This window comes from Actinomycetospora sp. CA-084318 (assembly GCF_050955885.1).
In the GTDB taxonomy this organism is placed as follows: Bacteria; Actinomycetota; Actinomycetes; order Mycobacteriales; family Pseudonocardiaceae; genus Actinomycetospora.
In genome coordinates, this window is the sequence record NZ_CP192098.1 from 4,895,904 (window position 1) to 4,913,052 (window position 17,149).

At 74.3% G+C, this 17,149-nt stretch carries 10 protein-coding genes and 1 pseudogene; 7 read left to right on the top strand and 4 right to left on the bottom strand.

The window, feature by feature from the left end; translation table 11 throughout:
• Positions 1-86: 86 nt before the first annotated feature.
• Positions 87-1,520, top strand: a pseudogene (locus ACQPYX_RS23845) (DHA2 family efflux MFS transporter permease subunit); the annotation flags it as partial.
• 671 nt (positions 1,521-2,191) lie between these two features.
• On the opposite strand, the gene ACQPYX_RS23850 reads toward ACQPYX_RS23845, so the two are convergent.
• Positions 2,192-3,922, bottom strand: a complete 1,731-nt coding sequence (locus tag ACQPYX_RS23850; protein ID WP_433803795.1) for a glycerol-3-phosphate dehydrogenase/oxidase — start codon at positions 3,920-3,922, stop codon at positions 2,192-2,194.
• Positions 3,923-4,269: 347 nt separating this feature from the next.
• On the opposite strand from ACQPYX_RS23850, the gene ACQPYX_RS23855 reads away from it, so the two are divergent.
• Together ACQPYX_RS23855 and glpK are read left to right on the top strand one after the other, a co-directional pair.
• Complete coding sequence (locus tag ACQPYX_RS23855) at positions 4,270-5,001, top strand: MIP/aquaporin family protein (RefSeq protein WP_433799739.1); 732 nt, start codon at positions 4,270-4,272, stop codon at positions 4,999-5,001.
• A 43-nt stretch (positions 5,002-5,044) separates the two neighbouring features.
• A complete protein-coding gene (glpK, locus tag ACQPYX_RS23860; RefSeq protein ID WP_433799740.1) occupies positions 5,045-6,547 on the top strand; it encodes a glycerol kinase GlpK in 1,503 nt (500 codons plus the stop codon).
• Between the two features lie 72 nt (positions 6,548-6,619).
• Here the strand turns inward: glpK and ACQPYX_RS23865 are convergent, their stop codons facing one another.
• On the bottom strand, positions 6,620-8,026 hold the full coding sequence (locus ACQPYX_RS23865) for an NAD(P)H-quinone dehydrogenase (RefSeq protein WP_433799741.1): 1,407 nt from the start codon (positions 8,024-8,026) through the stop codon (positions 6,620-6,622).
• Positions 8,027-8,197: 171 nt separating this feature from the next.
• On the opposite strand from ACQPYX_RS23865, the gene ACQPYX_RS23870 reads away from it, so the two are divergent.
• Positions 8,198-8,665 carry a gamma-glutamylcyclotransferase gene (locus tag ACQPYX_RS23870; RefSeq protein ID WP_433799742.1) on the top strand — a complete coding sequence of 156 codons (468 nt, stop codon included), beginning with the start codon at positions 8,198-8,200 and terminating at the stop codon, positions 8,663-8,665.
• A gap of 188 nt (positions 8,666-8,853) precedes the next feature.
• On the opposite strand, the gene ACQPYX_RS23875 is transcribed toward ACQPYX_RS23870, so the two are convergent.
• Together ACQPYX_RS23875 and ACQPYX_RS23880 are read right to left on the bottom strand one after the other, a co-directional pair.
• Positions 8,854-11,289 (bottom strand): Tex family protein, encoded by a 2,436-nt coding sequence (locus ACQPYX_RS23875; RefSeq protein ID WP_433799743.1) that lies wholly within the window; start codon positions 11,287-11,289, stop codon positions 8,854-8,856.
• Positions 11,290-11,434: 145 nt separating this feature from the next.
• A complete protein-coding gene (locus tag ACQPYX_RS23880; RefSeq protein WP_433799744.1) occupies positions 11,435-12,658 on the bottom strand; it encodes an amidohydrolase in 1,224 nt (407 codons plus the stop codon).
• 351 nt (positions 12,659-13,009) lie between these two features.
• Here ACQPYX_RS23880 and ACQPYX_RS23885 point away from each other — a divergent pair, with 351 nt between their 5' ends.
• The 3 genes from ACQPYX_RS23885 to ACQPYX_RS23895 are packed head-to-tail and all read left to right on the top strand — an operon-like array spanning position 13,010 to position 17,129.
• Positions 13,010-15,865: a protein kinase domain-containing protein gene (locus tag ACQPYX_RS23885; RefSeq protein WP_433799745.1), complete on the top strand. Its 2,856-nt coding sequence runs from the start codon at positions 13,010-13,012 to the stop codon at positions 15,863-15,865.
• A 23-nt stretch (positions 15,866-15,888) separates the two neighbouring features.
• Entirely contained in the window at positions 15,889-16,677 is a 789-nt protein-coding gene (locus ACQPYX_RS23890) for a purine-nucleoside phosphorylase (RefSeq protein ID WP_433799746.1), read from the top strand.
• Positions 16,674-17,129: a flavodoxin family protein gene (locus ACQPYX_RS23895; protein WP_433799747.1), complete on the top strand. Its 456-nt coding sequence runs from the start codon at positions 16,674-16,676 to the stop codon at positions 17,127-17,129. The genes ACQPYX_RS23890 and ACQPYX_RS23895 overlap by 4 nt, the downstream gene beginning before the upstream one ends.
• Positions 17,130-17,149 lie beyond the last annotated feature (20 nt).

The following is a 17,149-nucleotide window of genomic DNA, read 5'->3' on the forward strand; positions in this document are numbered from 1 at the left end:
AAAGCGGTCGGAGGTTGTCAGGGGTCCGTGGTTCTCTGGAGTCAGCGCAGCCTCCTCGCTCCACCCACCGAAAGGTGCGTCACCCCATGGCCACGGCTCCGACCACACCGGACGCCCCGACGGCGACGGACGACCCGTCCGCCCCCGACCCCGGGAGCACCCGCGCCGGGGTGGTGATCGCGGTCCTCGTCGTCTCCGCGTTCGTCATGATCCTCAACGAGACGATCCTGTCGGTCGCGCTGAACGACCTCACGCGGGACCTCGGCGTCTCCACCACCACGGTGCAGTGGCTCACCAGCGGGTTCCTGCTCACGATGGCCGTCGTCATCCCGACGACGGGCTTCCTGCTCGAGCGCTTCACCCCGCGCCAGGTCTTCCTCGCCTCGCTGACCCTGTTCAGCCTCGGCACGTTGATCAGCGCGCTGGCCCCCGGCTTCGGCGTCCTGCTCACGGGCCGCGTGGTGCAGGCGTGCGGCACCGCCCTGGTCATCCCGCTGCTGATGACGTCGGTGATGCGGCTCGTGCCGGAGAACCGGCGCGGCTCGATGATGGGCACGATCTCGATCGTCATCGCCGTGGCGCCGGCCATCGGGCCGACGATCGGCGGCGCGGTGCTCGCGTCGCTGGGCTGGCGGTGGATGTTCTGGATCGTCCTGCCGCTGGCCGTGCTGGCCCTCCTGCTGGGCGCCGTCCTCATGCGGCTGCCCTCGCAGACCCGGTCGGTCCCGCTCGACGTGCTCTCGGTGCTGCTCTCGGCCGTCGGCTTCGGCGGCATCCTGTACGGGTTCTCCGCGATCGGGGAGTCCGGCGGCTCCGGGCCGCACGTGGCGCCGTGGATCCCGCTGGTGATCGGCGCGGTCAGCCTCGTGCTGTTCGTGCTGCGTCAGCTCGCCCTGCAGAAGCGGCAGGCGGCGCTGCTCGACCTGCGGCCGTTCACGCACCGCACCTTCGTGGTGTCGCTGATCCTCGCGGCGCTGCTGTTCATGGCGCTGCTCGGTGCGGCCGCGATCCTCCTGCCGCTCTACCTGCAGACGGTGCTGAACCAGGGCACGTTCGTCACCGGGCTCGCCGTGCTGCCGGGCGGTCTCGTGCTCGGGCTGCTGGGCCGGCCGGTCGGGGCCATGTTCGACCGCTTCGGGGCCCGCCCGCTCGTCATCCCCGGCGCCGCGATGATGGCGGCCTCGCTGTGGGGCTTCGCCTCGCTCGGGGCCACGTCGCCGCTGTGGATGGTCATCGTCATCCACGTCGTCCTGATGGCCGGTCTCGGCCTGATGATGACGCCGCTGATGACGTCGTCGCTCGCGGTCCTGCCCGGGCCGCTGTACTCCCACGGCAGCGCGATCCTCGCGACGCTCCAGCAGGTCGCCGGGGCGTTCGGCACGGCCGCGTTCGTGACGATCTCGGCGATCGCCTCGGCGACGGCGGGCGGCTCCCCCGACGCGCAGGGGCTGCGGACGGGCTTCATGGCGGCCGGTGTCGTCGGGGTGCTCGCCCTGATCGTGTCGCTCTTCCTGCCGCGCCGGCTCCCGAGGACGTCCGACGTCGAGACGGCGGCCGACGCCCCGGAGGCCGACCCCCGGGCGGAGCCGGCCGACGCCGGGGGCGCGATCGATGCGTCCGACACGGCCGCCGGGATCGCGGAGGCGCGTGAGGACGAGCGGGCCGAGACCGCTCCGGCCACGGGTCCGCTGCCGGTCGCGGCGGCGCGGGGCGACGGGTCGTCGAACGGGACCTCGAACGGCTCGTCGACGGGGACGCATCGCGTCGTCGGCCGGGTCGTGCTGTCCCGCGACGGCGAGGCGATCGTGACGCTGGTCGACGAGCACGGCGTCCAGCACGGCCGCGCCGAGACGGTGGGCGGGTCGTACGACCTGTCGCTGCCGGGCTCGGGCGCGTGGCTCGTGGTGATCAGCGCGCCGGGGCACGCGCCGCGCGCCGACCGGGTGGTGGCGGGTCGCCACACGCCGGAGCTGCGCCACGACGTGGAGCTCATCGGCTCCGAGCCGCTCGCCGAGGACGCCCGGACCCCGGCGCCGCTGCGCGGCTGATCCCCGACACGCCGAACGGCCCCCCACCCGACTGGGGTGGGGGGCCGTTCTGCCTGATGGGCGGAGACCGCGAGGTTCACACCAGGCACGCTCCCCGGCCCGGTGAGCTGCCTGGCGTCACCCTCGCGGCGTGGCGCCGGGGCTCAGCCCGTGCCGAGCGGGGCGAGCTGCTCGCGCCGGGGGTCGGGCGCCGCGAGACGGAGCTTGTCGGCCTCCTCGTCGGACTCCACCGACTGCGAGCGCCGTTCCGCCTCGACCCGCTCCACGTAGGAGCGGACCTCCTCGTCACGGGTCTCGGCGCTCCACCCGAGCAGCGGCGCCATCTGGGCGGCCACCGACTCGGCCGAGTCGATGCCGCGGTGGGCGTACTCGATGGAGATGCGGGTGCGTCGGGTGAGGACGTCGTCGAGGTGCAGCGCGCCCTCGTAGGCGACGGCGTACGCGATCTCCACGCGCAGGTAGTCCGGGGACCCCGGCACGGGCTCGCGCAGCGACGGGTCGTCCTCGGTCATCGCGAGCAGGCCGTGCAGCAGCGAGCCGTAGCGGTCGAGCAGGTGCCGCACGCGGTGCGGGTGCAGGTCGTAGGTGCGCCCGATGTGCTCGGCCTGGTTGACCAGCGCGAAGTAGCCGTCGGCGCCGATGAGCGGCACCCGGTCGGTGATCGACGGGGCCACGCGGGCGGGGATGTCCTGCACGGCGAGGTCGAGCGCGTCCTTGGCCATCACGCGGTAGGTCGTGTACTTGCCACCCGCGATCGACACCATGCCCGGCATCACCCGCGACACGGCGTGCTCGCGCGAGAGCTTCGAGGTCTCCTCGCTCTCGCCCGCGAGCAGGGGCCGCAGCCCGGCGTAGACGCCCTCGATGTCGTCGTGCGACAGCGGCGTCACCAGCACCCGGTTGATGTGCTCGAGCAGGTAGTCGAGGTCGTGCCGGGTGGCGGCCGGGTGGGCGAGGTCGAGCCGCCAGGACGTGTCGGTGGTGCCGACGATCCAGTGGTTGCGCCACGGGATGACGAACAGCACGGACTTCTCGGTCCGCAGGATCATGCCCACGTCCGAGGGGATCTTGTCCCGGGCGACCAGGAAGTGGACGCCCTTCGACGCGTTCACCTTGAACCGGCCGCGGGTGCCCGCGGCGTGCTGCATCTGGTCGGTCCACACGCCGGTGCAGTTCACGACGACGTGGGCGCGGACGTCGGTCTCGCGTCCGGTCTCGACGTCGCGGACCCGCACCCCGGCGATCCGGTCCACCTCGTGGATGAAGTCGACGACCTGCGTCGACGTGCGCACCACGGCGCCGTACTGCGCGGCGGTGCGACCCACCATCATCGTGTGGCGGGCGTCGTCGGCCTGCGCGTCGTAGTAGCGCACCGCCCCGACCAGCGCGTCCCGCTTGAGGGCCGGCGCCATCCGCAGCGCCCCCGAACGGGTCAGCTGCTTCTGCTTGGGCAGCGAGCTCTTGCCGCCCATCGTGTCGTAGAGCGTGATGCCGGCCGTGACGTACGGCCGCTCCCACACGTGGTGGGTCAGCGGGTACAGGAACGGCACCGGCTTGATCAGGTGCGGCGCCAGCCGCGTCATGTTCAGCTCGCGCTCGAACAGCGCCTCGCGGACCAGCCCGAAGTCGAGCTGCTCGAGGTAACGCAGACCGCCGTGGAACAGCTTCGACGACCGGCTGGACGTGCCCGCGGCGAGGTCCCGGGCCTCGACCAGGGCGACCGAGAGGCCCCGGGTCGCGGCGTCCAGCGCGGCGCCCACCCCGACCACGCCGCCCCCCACGACGACGACGTCGAACAGTTCGTTCTGCAGCCGGTCCCATGACCGCTCGCGCTCGCCGGGACCGAGGCGCGCGGGCTCGGTCACGGCGTCCAGCGACTCGGCCTCGGGCGTGGCGGCCGCCGTGGGCTCGCTCGCACCGTTGTCGGCGGACTTGGCAGCCACGTCGGGCCTCCTCGTACGTTCGGTGTCAGGCCTCTGCTCCGTGCGGTGCAACGGGCACTCCCCCGTCGCCACCTGCGGCAACACCCCCAGGGTCCCCCGCGACGGCACCGTCCACGCTACCCGCGCGCGCGGCCCCGGCAGGGTGAGCGCGGCGTCGTCGGGAAAGCGCTTTCGTCCCGATCCAAGACCATAGACACATGTGACGTGCGCGACTAGCGTCCGCCGCGCTCGTCGACGCCGACCCGGGCTGCGTCGAGGGCACGACGGGGGAGGTCGACGTGACTCCGGTCCTCAGCGGCGGAGAGATCATCCTGTGGGAGTTCCTCGGAACGGCCACGCTGCTCCTGTTCGGCGTCGGCGTGGTCGCGAACGTGATCCTGCCGCGGTCCAACCAGGACGGGGACACGGCACCGTGGGTGCTGATCGTCATCGGCTGGGGGGTCGGTGTCTTCGCGGGCGCGAGCATCGCGAACCCGACCGGCGGACACATCAACCCCGCGGTCACCCTCGGCCTCGCGATCGCCGGGAAGACGCCGTGGGCGGACGTGCCGTTCTACCTGATCGGGCAGTTCCTCGGGGCCTTCGTCGGCGCCGGGCTCGCCTGGTTGCTCTACAAGCTGCAGTTCGACGGCAACCGGGAGCACAACGAGGAGACCGTCGGGATCTTCGCGACCAACCCGCCGATCAAGAAGCCGGTCTGGAACCTGGTCAGCGAGACGATCGCGACGTTCGTGCTGCTGCTCTTCCTGCTGCAGGCGCCCTACGACTCCCCCGCCAACTACGCGGCCGTCACGGCGCTCGTCGTCGGGATCGGCGCGGCCCTCGGCGGGCCGACCGGCTACGCCATCAACCCCGCCCGTGACCTCGGCCCCCGGGCGGCGTACGCCGTCCTGCCGATCCCCGGCAAGGGCACCGCCGACTGGGGCTACTCGTGGGTCCCGATCGTCGGGCCGTTCCTCGGCGCCGCGCTCGCGGCCCTCGTGTCCCTCGTCGTGCCCACCTACAGCTGACACGATCGCGTCCCCCACGGACCGGAGAACAGGAGCACGCTCGATGACCCAGTACGTCGCGGCGATCGACCAGGGCACCACGTCCACGCGATGCATGATCTTCGACCACTCCGGGCGGGTCGTCGCCGTCGACCAGCTCGAGCACCAGCAGATCTTCCCGAAGGCCGGCTGGGTGGAGCACGACGCGGCCGAGATCTGGGGCAACACGCGCCAGGTCTGCGGCGGCGCCCTCGCCCGCGCCGACCTCGACGCGTCGAGCATCGCGGCCGTCGGGATCACCAACCAGCGCGAGACCACCGTCGTCTGGGACAAGGCCACCGGCGAGCCGATCTACAACGCGATCGTCTGGCAGGACACCCGCACCCAGGCCATCTGCGACGAGCTCGGGGCGCTCGGCGGCGGCGCGGAGCGCTACCGCGCGAAGACCGGCCTGCCCCTCGCCACGTACTTCGCCGGGCCGAAGGCACGCTGGATCCTCGACCACGTCGAGGGGGCCCGGGAGCGGGCGGAGCGCGGCGAGCTGGCCTTCGGGACGATGGACACCTGGGTGCTGTGGAACGCGACCGGGGGCATCGAGGGCGGCCTGCACGTCACCGACCCGACGAACGCGTCGCGCACCCTGCTGATGAACATCGACACCCTGGAGTGGGACCCGGAGCTCTGCGAGGAGATCGGGGTGCCGATGGCGATGCTGCCGGAGATCCGGTCGTCGTCGGAGACCTACGGCAACATCCGCGCCCGCGGCACGTTCCGCGACGTCCCGGTCTCCGGCATCCTCGGCGACCAGCAGGCGGCGACCTTCGGGCAGGCCTGCCTGTCGGTCGGCGAGGCCAAGAACACCTACGGCACCGGCAACTTCGTGCTGCTCAACACGGGCACCGAGAAGGTCGAGTCGAAGAACGGCCTGCTCACCACGGTCTGCTACAAGATCGGCGACCAGCCGCAGGTGTACGCGCTCGAGGGCTCGATCGCCGTCACCGGATCGCTGGTGCAGTGGCTGCGCGACAACCTCGGGATGATCGCCTCCGCGCCGGAGATCGAGGACCTCGCGAAGTCGGTCGAGGACAACGGCGGGGCCTACGTGGTCCCCGCCTTCTCCGGGCTGTTCGCCCCGTACTGGCGCGCCGACGCGCGCGGCGTGATCGTCGGCCTGACGCGCTACGTCAACAAGGGCCACATCGCCCGTGCGGTGCTGGAGGCCACGGCGTTCCAGACCCGCGAGGTCATCGACGCCATGAACGCCGACTCCGGCGTGCCGCTGACCACGCTCAAGGTCGACGGCGGCATGGTCGGCAACGAGGTGCTCATGCAGTTCCAGGCCGACCTGCTGGGCGTCGAGGTCGTGCGCCCGGTGGTCTCGGAGACGACGGCGCTCGGCGCGGCCTACGCGGCCGGCCTCGCGGTCGGGTTCTGGGGGTCCGAGCAGGACATCCGGGACAACTGGGCGCAGGACAAGGTCTGGGAGCCGAACATGGACCCGGGCGAGCGCGACCGGCTCTACGCGGAGTGGAAGAAGGCCGTCACGCGCACCTTCGACTGGGCGTAGGTGGCCTACGGCCCTGTGAGTACTAATCCGTGCTCCGGCACGGATTAGTACTCACAGGCGCGCAGCGCACCTCTAATCCAGGTCGTCGTGCTGCATGAGCCGACGGCCCGCCTCGGTCACCGAGCCCGAGAGCGACGGGTAGATCGAGAACGTGTGGGCGAGGTCGTCCACCGTGAGGTTGTTCTGCACCGCCATCGCCAGCGGGAGCACCAGTTCGCTCGCCACCGGGGCGACGATCACGCCGCCGATGACGACGCCGGTGGCCGGCCGGCAGAAGATCTTGACGAAGCCCCGGTCGAGGCCCTGCATCTTGGCGCGCGGATTGGTCCCGAGTGGCAGGAGCACCTCGCGGGCGGCGAACTCCCCGGACTCGACCTGCTTGTGCCCGATCCCGACCGTCGCCACCTCGGGCCGGGTGAACACCGCCGACGCGACGGTCTTGAGCCGCAGCGGCGCGACGCCCTCCCCCAGCGCGTGCCACATCGCGATCCGGCCCTGCATGGCCGCGACCGACGCGAGCGGCAGCAGCCCGGTGCAGTCGCCCGCGGCGTAGACGCCCGGCACCGAGGTCCGCGACACGCGGTCGACGGTGATGTGGCCGGACTCGCGCAGCTCCAGCCCCACCTCGTCGCACCCGAGGTCGCCGGTGTTCGGGATCGAGCCGACCGTCATCAGCGCGTGCGACCCGGTGACCTCGCGGCCGTCGGAGAGCGTGACGCGGACGCCGTCCGCGGTGGCGACGACCTTGTCGGCCCGCGAGCGGGGCTCGATGGTGACCCCGCGCTCGGTGAAGACCTCCTCCAACGTCGCCGCCGCGTCCGGGTCCTCGTGCGGCAGCACCCGGTCGCGGCTGGAGATCAGCGTGACCGGGACGCCGAGCTCGGCGTAGGCGGACACGAACTCGGCGCCGGTGACGCCGGAGCCGACGACGACGAGGTGCTCGGGCAGCTCCTGGAGGTCGTAGAGCTGGCGCCAGGTGAGGATGCGCTTCCCGTCGGGCACCGCGTCGGGCAGCACCCGCGGCGACGCGCCGGTGGCGATCAGGGCGACGTCGGCGGTGACGACCTCGGATGCCGACCCGTTCGACGGGGTGATCTCGATGTCGTGCGTGGCGCTGTTGCCGGACGCGGCGCGGAAGCGGCCCCGGCCGTCGACCACGCGGACGCCGGCGCGCTGCAGCGTCGCCTTGATGTCGCCGGACTGGGCGAGGGCGAGACCCTTGACCCGGCTGTTGACCCGCGGCAGATCGACGACCGCCTCGTCCTCGTCGACCTCGATGCCCATGTCGGCGTTGCGCCGGAACCCGGCACGGACGCCGGCCGAGGCGATGAAGGTCTTGGAGGGGACGCAGTCGTAGGCGACGCAGTAGCCGCCCACGCTGTCCTCCTCGACCAGCACGACGGAGGCCTCGTGCTGCGCGGCGACCAGGGCGGCCTCGTACCCGGCGGGTCCGCCGCCGAGGATCACGATGCGCGTCATGGGTGTGACGTCCCTCCGTGTTGCTGCGTGGTGGCTGCGTGGTGGTGCTGCCGGGTTGACCGGACAGGTCCCATCCTGCCCGTTGCGTCGGGTGCCCGTTCAGCGGACGCGGTGTGCCCTCCGGCTCGACCGTCGACAACGAACGGCGCACTCCTGGCTACCCTGTGCGCCGTGCCGCTCTACGCCGCGTACGGGTCGAACATGGATCCCGCGCAGATGATGCAACGCGCGCCCCACTCGCCTGTCTCGGGCACCGGCTGGCTCGAGGGCTGGCGGCTGACGTTCGGGGGCGAGGACCTCGGCTGGGAGGGCGCGCTCTCCACCGTCGTCGAGGACCCGTCGTCGCGGGTGTTCGTGGTGCTCTACGACGTCAGCCCCCTCGACGTCGACCAGCTCGACCGCTGGGAGGGCGGTGAGCTCGGGATGCACAAGAAGCTCCGCCTGCGGGTGCAGACCATGGAGGGTCCGCAGCTGGCGTGGGTCTACGTGCTCGACGCCTACGAGGGCGGGCTGCCGTCCGCGCGCTACATCGGGGTCCTCTCCGATGCGGCCGAGGCCGCGGGCGCTCCCGACGACTACGTCCAGGCGCTGCGCGAACGACCCTGCCGCTCCGTGGGGCCCGGCTCCGCCTCGATGTAGGGCTCCTGGCCTCGCGAGGTGTCCACCAGGCAGGTCGCCGGGCCCTGGAACGTGCGCTGTGTACCTCTCGCGGACGCACCTCTCCCCGGGGCCGCCCGCGAGGTGCACACGAGGCAGGTTCCCGGGCCGCGGAAGCTGCCCTTCGTGCCTCTCGCGGGACGACGGCCGGCCCCGCCCCGCGCGACGGGCTACTTGTCGAAACCCGCCCGGCGCAGGGCGTCGGCCATGGCGCCGCCGGGAGCAGGCCGCCGGTCGCGGTCGTTGCCGCGGCCCTTCGACTGCCCGCCGCGCTGCTGGCCCTGCCCGCCGCGCTGCTGGCCCTGTTGGCCACCTCGGCCCGGCGAGCCACCCCGCTGCTGACCACCCCGCTGCTGGCCACCCCGGGGAGCGCCCGCCTCGCGGGCGCCCTTGCCGCCCGAGCCGGCCCCGGGCTCGTCGTCGAGCCGCAGCGTCAGCGAGATGCGCTTGCGGGGCACGTCGACCTCGAGCACCTTCACCCGCACCACGTCACCCGGACCGACGACCGCGCGCGGGTCGGACACGAACTCCTTGGACATCGCCGAGATGTGCACGAGCCCGTCCTGGTGCACGCCGACGTCGACGAACGCCCCGAAGGCGGCGACGTTGGTGACGACGCCCTCCAGGACCATGCCGGGGTTCAGGTCGGTGATCTTCTCGACGCCCTCGGCGAACGTGGCCGTCTCGAAGGCCGGGCGCGGGTCCCGGCCCGGCTTGTCGAGCTCGGCGATGATGTCGGTGACGGTGGGGACGCCGAACGTGTCGTCGGTGAAGTCCTTCGGGTCGAGACGCCCGAGCAGCGACGAGTTGCCGACCAGCGAGGCGACGTCGGTGCCCGTCCGCTCGACGATCCGCCGCACCACCGGGTAGGCCTCAGGATGGACGCCCGAGCGGTCGAGCGGGTCGGTGGCGTCGGGGATGCGCAGGAAGCCCGCGCACTGCTCGAACGCCTTCGCGCCGAGGCGCGGCACCTTGGTGAGCGCCGTCCGGGACGCGAACGGACCGTGCTCGTCGCGGAACCCGACGATCGTGGTGGCGAGCCCGCTCGAGATGCCCGACACGCGACGCAGCAGCGGCGCCGAGGCCGTGTTCACGTCGACCCCGACCGCGTTCACGCAGTCCTCGACGACGCCGTCGAGCGACCGGGACAGCAGCGTGCCGGACACGTCGTGCTGGTACTGACCGACGCCGATCGACTTCGGGTCGATCTTGACCAGCTCGGCGAGCGGGTCCTGGAGGCGGCGCGCGATGGAGACCGCGCCGCGGATGGACACGTCGAGGTCGGGCAGCTCCTTCGACGCCTCCTCGGACGCCGAGTAGACCGACGCCCCGGCCTCGGACACCATCGCCGGGATCAGGCCGGTCCGGAGCTTCGCGAGCTCGACGGCGAGCTTGTGCGTCTCCCGGCTCGCGGTGCCGTTGCCGATCGCGACCAGTTCCACCCGGTGCTCGGCCGCCAGCTTCGCGAGGGTGGCCAGCGAGGCGTCCCACTGGTTGCGGGGCACGTGCGGGTAGATCGTGTCGTACGCGACGACCTTGCCGGTGCCGTCGACCACGGCGACCTTCACCCCGGTGCGCAGCCCCGGGTCGAGGCCCATCGTCGGCCGGGCGCCGGCCGGGGCGGCGAGCAGCAGGTCGCGCAGGTTGCCGGCGAACACGCCGACCGCGCCCTCCTCGGCGACCTCCCGCAGGCGGACGCGCAGGTCGACGGCGAGACGCGACGAGATGCGGGTGCGCCAGGCCCAGCGCGCGACGCCGAGCAGCCAGGAGTCGGCGGGGCGGCCGCGGTCGGCGATCCCGGCGACCGCGGCGATGCGTCCCTCGTAGGCGGAGGTGTCGCCGTCGTCGTCGTGCGAGCACGGGTCGAAGGTGAGCTGGAGGACCTCCTCGGTCTCCCCGCGCAGGAGAGCGAGGATCCGGTGCGAGGGGAGCCGGGTGAAGGGCTCGTCGAAGGCGAAGTAGTCGGAGAACTTGGCCGCGTCGGCGTCGTCGGCCTTGCCCTCGCGCACCACCGCGGTGAGGCGTCCGCGCGTCCACATCCGCTCGCGCAGTTCACCGACCAGGTCGGCGTCCTCCGCGAGGCGCTCGACGAGGATGGCCCGCGCCCCCTCGAGCGCGGCGTCGGCGTCGGCCACGCCGCGCTCCGGGTCGACGAACGCGGCGGCCGCGGCCCGCGGCTCGACGGTCGGGTCGCCCAGCAGGCCGTCGGCGAGCGGCTCGAGCCCGGCCTCCCGGGCGATCATCGCCTTCGTCCGGCGCTTCGGCTTGTAGGGCAGGTAGACGTCCTCGAGCCGGCTCTTCGTCTCCGCGCCGAGCAGCTGGGCGTGCAGCTCGTCGGTGAGCTTGCCCTGCTCGCGCACCGAGTCGATGACCGCCGTGCGCCGCTCCTCGAGCTCGCGCAGGTAGCCCAGGCGCTCGTGCAGCGTGCGCAGCTGGGCGTCGTCCAGCCCGCCCGTGGCCTCCTTGCGGTACCGGGCGACGAACGGGACCGTGGCCCCGCCGTCGAGCAGCTCGATCGCCGACCGGACCTGCCCCTCGCCGACCTCCAGCTCGGAGGCGATGCGGCTCGGGACGGGCGGCAGCTGCGCGGGTGCGGGAGCGGTCACGGGAGTCATCGTGCAACACCCCACCGACAGCCTCGCCGGGCCCCGCGACCCGTCGCCCGGACGGCGTATGGCAGGCCGGGCGACGAAGCCGCCTTTCCTGTCACTGGGTGCAAGCAGTGACGCATTGCTGGCACGGGGACCGTGCTCAGCCCTCCAGCGACAGCAGCGCCGCCTGCACCATGGTCCGCACGCCGACCGGCAACGCCCGCTCGTCGAGCCGGAAGGTGGGCTGGTGGATGTCGGACTGCGGGCCCTCGCCGGACCAGACGCCTAGCCGGCCCATCGCGCCCGGCACGTGCTCGAGGTACCAGCCGAAGTCCTCGCCGCCCGACGACTGCTCGGTGTCGGTCGCCGCGCCCGGCCCGACCGCCCGCTCGGCGGCCCGCGCCAGCAGGTCGGCCGACACGGGGTCGTTGACCACGGGCGGCACACCGCGGCGGTGCTCCAGCACGTAGCCGACGCCGGTGGGCGCGAGCAGCGCCGTCACGAGCTGGCGGACCAGCGGCTCGAGCTCGTTCCACGTCTGGTGCTGGGCGGTGCGCAGCGTCCCGGAGAGCGTGCCGACCTCGGGCACCGCGTTCGCGGCGTGCCCGGCGTCGACCTGACCCCACACCAGCACGGTGCCCGAGCGCGGATCGATGCGGCGCGACAGCAGGTCCGGCAGGCCGGTGATGACGGTGCCGAGCGCGTGCACGAGGTCGGCCGTCAGGTGCGGCCGGGACGTGTGCCCGCCCGGCGAGGTGAGGCGCAGCTCGAGCATGTCGCAGGCCGAGGTGATCGGCCCGACGCGCGTGCCCACGCGGCCGACCTCGAGCCGCGGGTCGCAGTGCAGGGCGAAGATGCGGTCGACGTCGGCGAGCCCGTCGGCGGCGATGACCTCGAGCGCCCCGCCCGGCTGCACCTCCTCCGCGGGCTGGAAGACCAGCCGGACCCGCCCGGGCAGCCGGTCGGCGACGGAGGCGAGGGCGACGCCCGCCCCGAGCAGGACGGCGGTGTGGGCGTCGTGCCCGCACATGTGCGCGATGCCGGGCGTGCGCGAGGCGAACGGGAGGTCGGACTGCTCGTGCAGCGGCAGGGCGTCCATGTCGGCGCGCAACGCGATCGTGCGCGGCCCGGACCCGATGTCGCACACCAGCCCGGTGCCGGGCAGCAGACGCGGCCGTAGCCCGGCGGAGCGCAGCACGTTCGCGCACAGCTCGGTGGTCATCCGCTCGGCGCGGGCCAGCTCGGGGTGGGCGTGGATCGCGCGGCGCCAGCCGACGACGTCGGCGGTGTGCTCGGCGAGCCAGGCGTCCAACCACTGCGGGCCGGTGCCGGCCCCGAGGTCCACCACACTCGGGTCGTCCGGCCGGGTCTGCAGCAGCGTCACCGTCTCCACCTCCTCGAGCCACGGAGCGGCTCGCTCCGCGGCGGATGCCCACCACTATCCATCGCCCGAACGGCCGCTTCAGCTCGGTCCGAGGCGGTGGCGCCGAGGGGTCCCGACGATGCTGTCAGTGGCGGAGGTCTCCCTCCGCCCGCGAGACGAGCGGACGGTTCTCGCAGGTCACCGGGTCAGCGGTCCGTCGACGAGCGGGAAACGGGACGAGCGGTCGGTCGTGCGGCCCGGCGGTCGTGAGCGGTCGGTCGCGCACCACCGTCCGTCCCGGAGGGTCGCCGCGGTGCGCGGCCGGACGGGTGGGGCGGGGGCCACGGTCGGAGGGGACGCCATCATGGAGGGGTGAGTCCCCGCCCCGCCGACACCCGCCGCCTGGTCGGGCGGTACCGCCTCGACTCCGAACTCGGGCGCGGCGCGATGGGCACGGTGTGGTCGGCCTACGACGAGGTCCTGCACCGCCCGGTGGCCGTCAAGGAGGTCCGGCTCTCCCTGGTCCCGGTCTCGGAACGGGCCATCGTGCGGGAGCGGACGCTGCGCGAGGCGCGCGCCACCGCGATGCTCAGCCACCCCAACGTCGTCACCCTCTACGACGTCGTCGAGGTCAACGCCGAGCCCTACGTCGTCATGGAGCTGCTGCCCTCGCGCAGCCTGGCCTCCTACATCGGCGAGCGGGGCACGCTCACGCCGTCCGAGACCGCCGAGATCGGCTCCGCCGTCGCCTCCGCGCTGATGACCGCCCACCGCGCCGGCATCACCCACCGCGACGTGAAGCCCGGCAACGTCCTCATCGGCACCGACGGCCAGATCAAGCTCACGGACTTCGGGATCGCGCGCAACGCCGCCGAGTCGTCCATGACCCAGACCGGCACCGTCCTGGGCTCGCCGCCCTATATCGCGCCCGAGGTCGCGATGGGCCGCGCCGTCGGTCCGCCGGCCGACCTCTGGGGCCTCGGCGCCACGCTCTACGCCTGCCTCGAGGGCCGCCCGCCCTACGACGCCGGCGACCCGGTCTCCACCGTCTCCGCCGTCGTCCACGGCGACGTCCCCCGCCCCGGCGGCCAGGGCCCCGTCCAGGACGTGATCCGCGGGCTCATGGTTAAGGACCCGACGCTGCGGATGCCGCTGCCGGCCGTCCGCCGCCGGCTGCGCCCGCTCATGGCCGACCCCGAGGGCCCGATCCTCTCGTCGCCGCCCTCCCCCGCCACCACCGAGTTCCGGCTCCCGCCGCCCGCGCGGCCCGACCCCGACGCCCACTCCGGTCTCATCCCCGTCGCCCGCGGCCGCAGCGGCACGCTCGTCGACGGTCAGGTGCCCCCGGAACGTCCGGGCGCCGCCCCGCGCACCGCACCCCTGCAGGCGCCCGGTCGCTCCCCCGACGACGCGTCGGCGGGCTCGGGCGGGTCGGCGGCGGTCGCGGGCGCGGCGGCAGCAGCGCCGGAGTCGTCACGCCCCGCCGAGCAGGCCGCCGAGGGGGGTGCCGACTCCCCCGCTGCGCCGGAGGTCGGTCCCGACGACGCGGCCGGGCTCGACGACGCGGACGGCGCGGCGGAGACCCCGGACGCACCGGCCGCGGACGAGACGTCGGACGCGTCGTCGGACGGTGCCTCCGACGAGGCCGCGAACGACGAGGCCGCGCCCGCCGACGAGGCCGCGCCCGCGGTGGAGGCGGAGCCCGGCGACGGGGCCGCGCCCGCCGCGGAGGCGGAGCCCGCCGAGCCGACGTCAGCCGCGGCGGAGGGGGAGCGCGCCGCGCCGACCGGGGCCGACGCCCCGGAGCCGGCGACCCCCGAGGCCGAGGAGGCCGAGGAGGCCGAGGAGGCCGCCACCCCGCCGGAGCCCGCGGAGACCGGTGCCGCCGGCACCGGTTCCGGGGAGGTGGCGGCGGAGGCGGACGCCCCGGCGGCGACCGAGGACCCGGCCGCCGAGGACACCGACGCCTCGGCCGCGGAGCACACCGACCAGCCCGAGGCCGAGGAGCTCGCCGCCCCCGGGCCCATCGCCCCGGAGCCCGCCGGCGCCGACGAGGAGGGGGAGGCGGAGGACGGCGAGCCCACCCCCGCCACCCCCGCCGACCGGACGACCACCGCCGACGAGGCCCCCGGCGGGCTCGACGGCGGCCGGACGACGCTGGTCGCAGGCACGGCGGCGGCCGCCGCCGCGGCCGCCGCGGCGAAGGGCAAGGCCGGCGACACGGACGCGAAGCCCACCGGCGCGCCGCCGCCCGACCCGTCGTCGGGACGGACCGGGACCCCACCGGGCGGGACGCGCACGACGACCCCCTCCGGCGGGACGCCGCGGTCGACCCCATCCGGCGGCATGCCCGTGCCCGCGCCGTCGGCGGCCGAGACGACCATGGTCACCCCGCGCGTGCCGCCGCGCCGGGGTCCCACCACGCCGGGTCCCTGGCCGAACCCGGCGCACCCGCCGCGCCGGCCGCCGTACCCGAACGCCCCGGGCGGTCCCCGCCGTCCGGGCGGGCCGCAGGCGCTCGCGTCCGACCCGGGTCCGCTGCCGTTCGCCCCGTCCCGCCCGACCGGACCCACGCCGGAACAGCAGCGGCGCCGGCGGATCGCGGTGGTGGCCCTCGTCGTCCTGCTGGCGCTCGCGGGGCTGGTGGGCGGCTACGTGGTGACGCGGCTGGTCGGCGGACAGGCGCCGTTCTCGATCTCGCTCGCGCCGGACGGCCCGGTCGTCGACGGCGAGCAGCTCGTCGTGCACTCCGACGACAACGCCCGCTACAGCGGCACCGGCATGGGCTTCACCGCGCTGGTCCCCGCCACCTGGCAGCAGTTCCGCCTGCAGCAGCCCGGCGGGGACATCGTCGTGCGGTACGTCTCGGACGACGCGAACCGCGAGCTGCGCATCGACAAGCTCGTCGGGTTCTACCCCGCGCAGACCGTGGCGGACTACGCCCGGCTGCTGGCCGAGCCGGAGCGGGTCGGCGCCGACGGCGTGCGGGTCGAGCCGCTGACGCAGGTCTCGCCGGCCCGCTCGGGGGCGAGCGAGCCGGTGCAGCAGACCGTGTACCGCACGCAGAGCGGCCAGGGCGCCGCCGTCGACGACCGGGTCACCTGGACGCGGTTGATCCCGTCCGGCCGCGACCTCTGGGTCGTGCGGATGACCGCGCCGAGCGCCGCCCCGGGGGGTGCGCCGGACCAGTTCGCCGCCGTCGCGGACAGCTTCGACCCGCCGGTCTGAGTCCCACTAGGGTCCTGGGACCGATGAGCACCCCCGAGCAGGCCGCCGCCGAACTCGCCCGCCGCACCGGGATCGACCGCCACGAGGTCGCCGTCGTCCTGGGCTCGGGCTGGAGCCCCGCCGCGGACGGGGTCGGGACGCCGGACGCCGAGATCCCCGTCGCCGACCTGCCCGGGTTCACCCCGCTCGGCGCACCCGACCACAAGGGGATCGCGCGCTCGGTGCCGGTCGCGGGCGGGCACGCGCTCGTGCTGCTCGGCCGCACGCACCTCTACGAGGGCCACGGCGAGGCGCAGGCCGTGCACGCCGTCCGCACCGCCTGCGCGGCGGGCGCGTCGACGGTGATCCTGACGAACGCGGCGGGTGGGATCGACCCGTCGTACACGGTCGGCCAGCCGGTGCTGATCTCCGACCACCTCAACCTCACCGCCCGCTCCCCCCTGGTCGGCCCGCAGTTCGTCGACCTCACCGACGCCTACGACCCGGAGCTCCGCGCGGCCGCCCGCGCGCTCGACCCCACGCTCGTCGAGGGGGTCTACGCGGGCCTCGTCGGCCCGCACTTCGAGACGCCGGCCGAGATCCGCATGCTGCGCACCCTCGGCGCCGACCTCGTCGGCATGTCGACCGTGCTGGAGACGATCGCCGCCCGGGCGGCCGGGGCACGCGTCGTCGGGATCGCGCTCGTCTCCAACCCCGCCGCGGGCACGACCGCCGAGAAGATCGACCACCTCGCCGTGCTCGACGCGGTCCACGCCGCGGCCGCCCGCACGGGGGCGCTGCTGCGCGGGCTGGTCGAGGCGGCCATGCCGTGACCCGGCTCCTCGTCGTCCACCACACCCCCTCGCCGGCCTGCCAGGAGCTGCTCGAGGCCGTCCTGGCCGGGGCGGGGACCGACGAGCTCCCGGGCACCGTCGAGGTGGTCACCCGCCCGGCCCTCACCGCGGGCGCGGCCGACCTGCTCGCCGCCGACGGCGTCGTGCTCGGGACGCCCGCGAACATCGGGACGATGTCGGGGGCGCTCAAGCACTTCTTCGACCAGATCTACTACCCCGCCCTGCAGGACTCGGCGGGCCTGCCGTTCGGGCTCTACGTGCACGGCGGGGACGACACGGCGGGCGCGGTCCGCGACGTCCTGCGCATCACCGGCGGGCTGAGCTGGGAGCAGGCCGCGGCACCGGTCACGACGACGGGTCCGCCCGCGACCGCCGACCGCGAGGCCGCCTGGGAGCTGGGCGCGACGGTGGCCCTGCGCACCCTGGAATGAACCGCGGCAGGCGCGGTTTG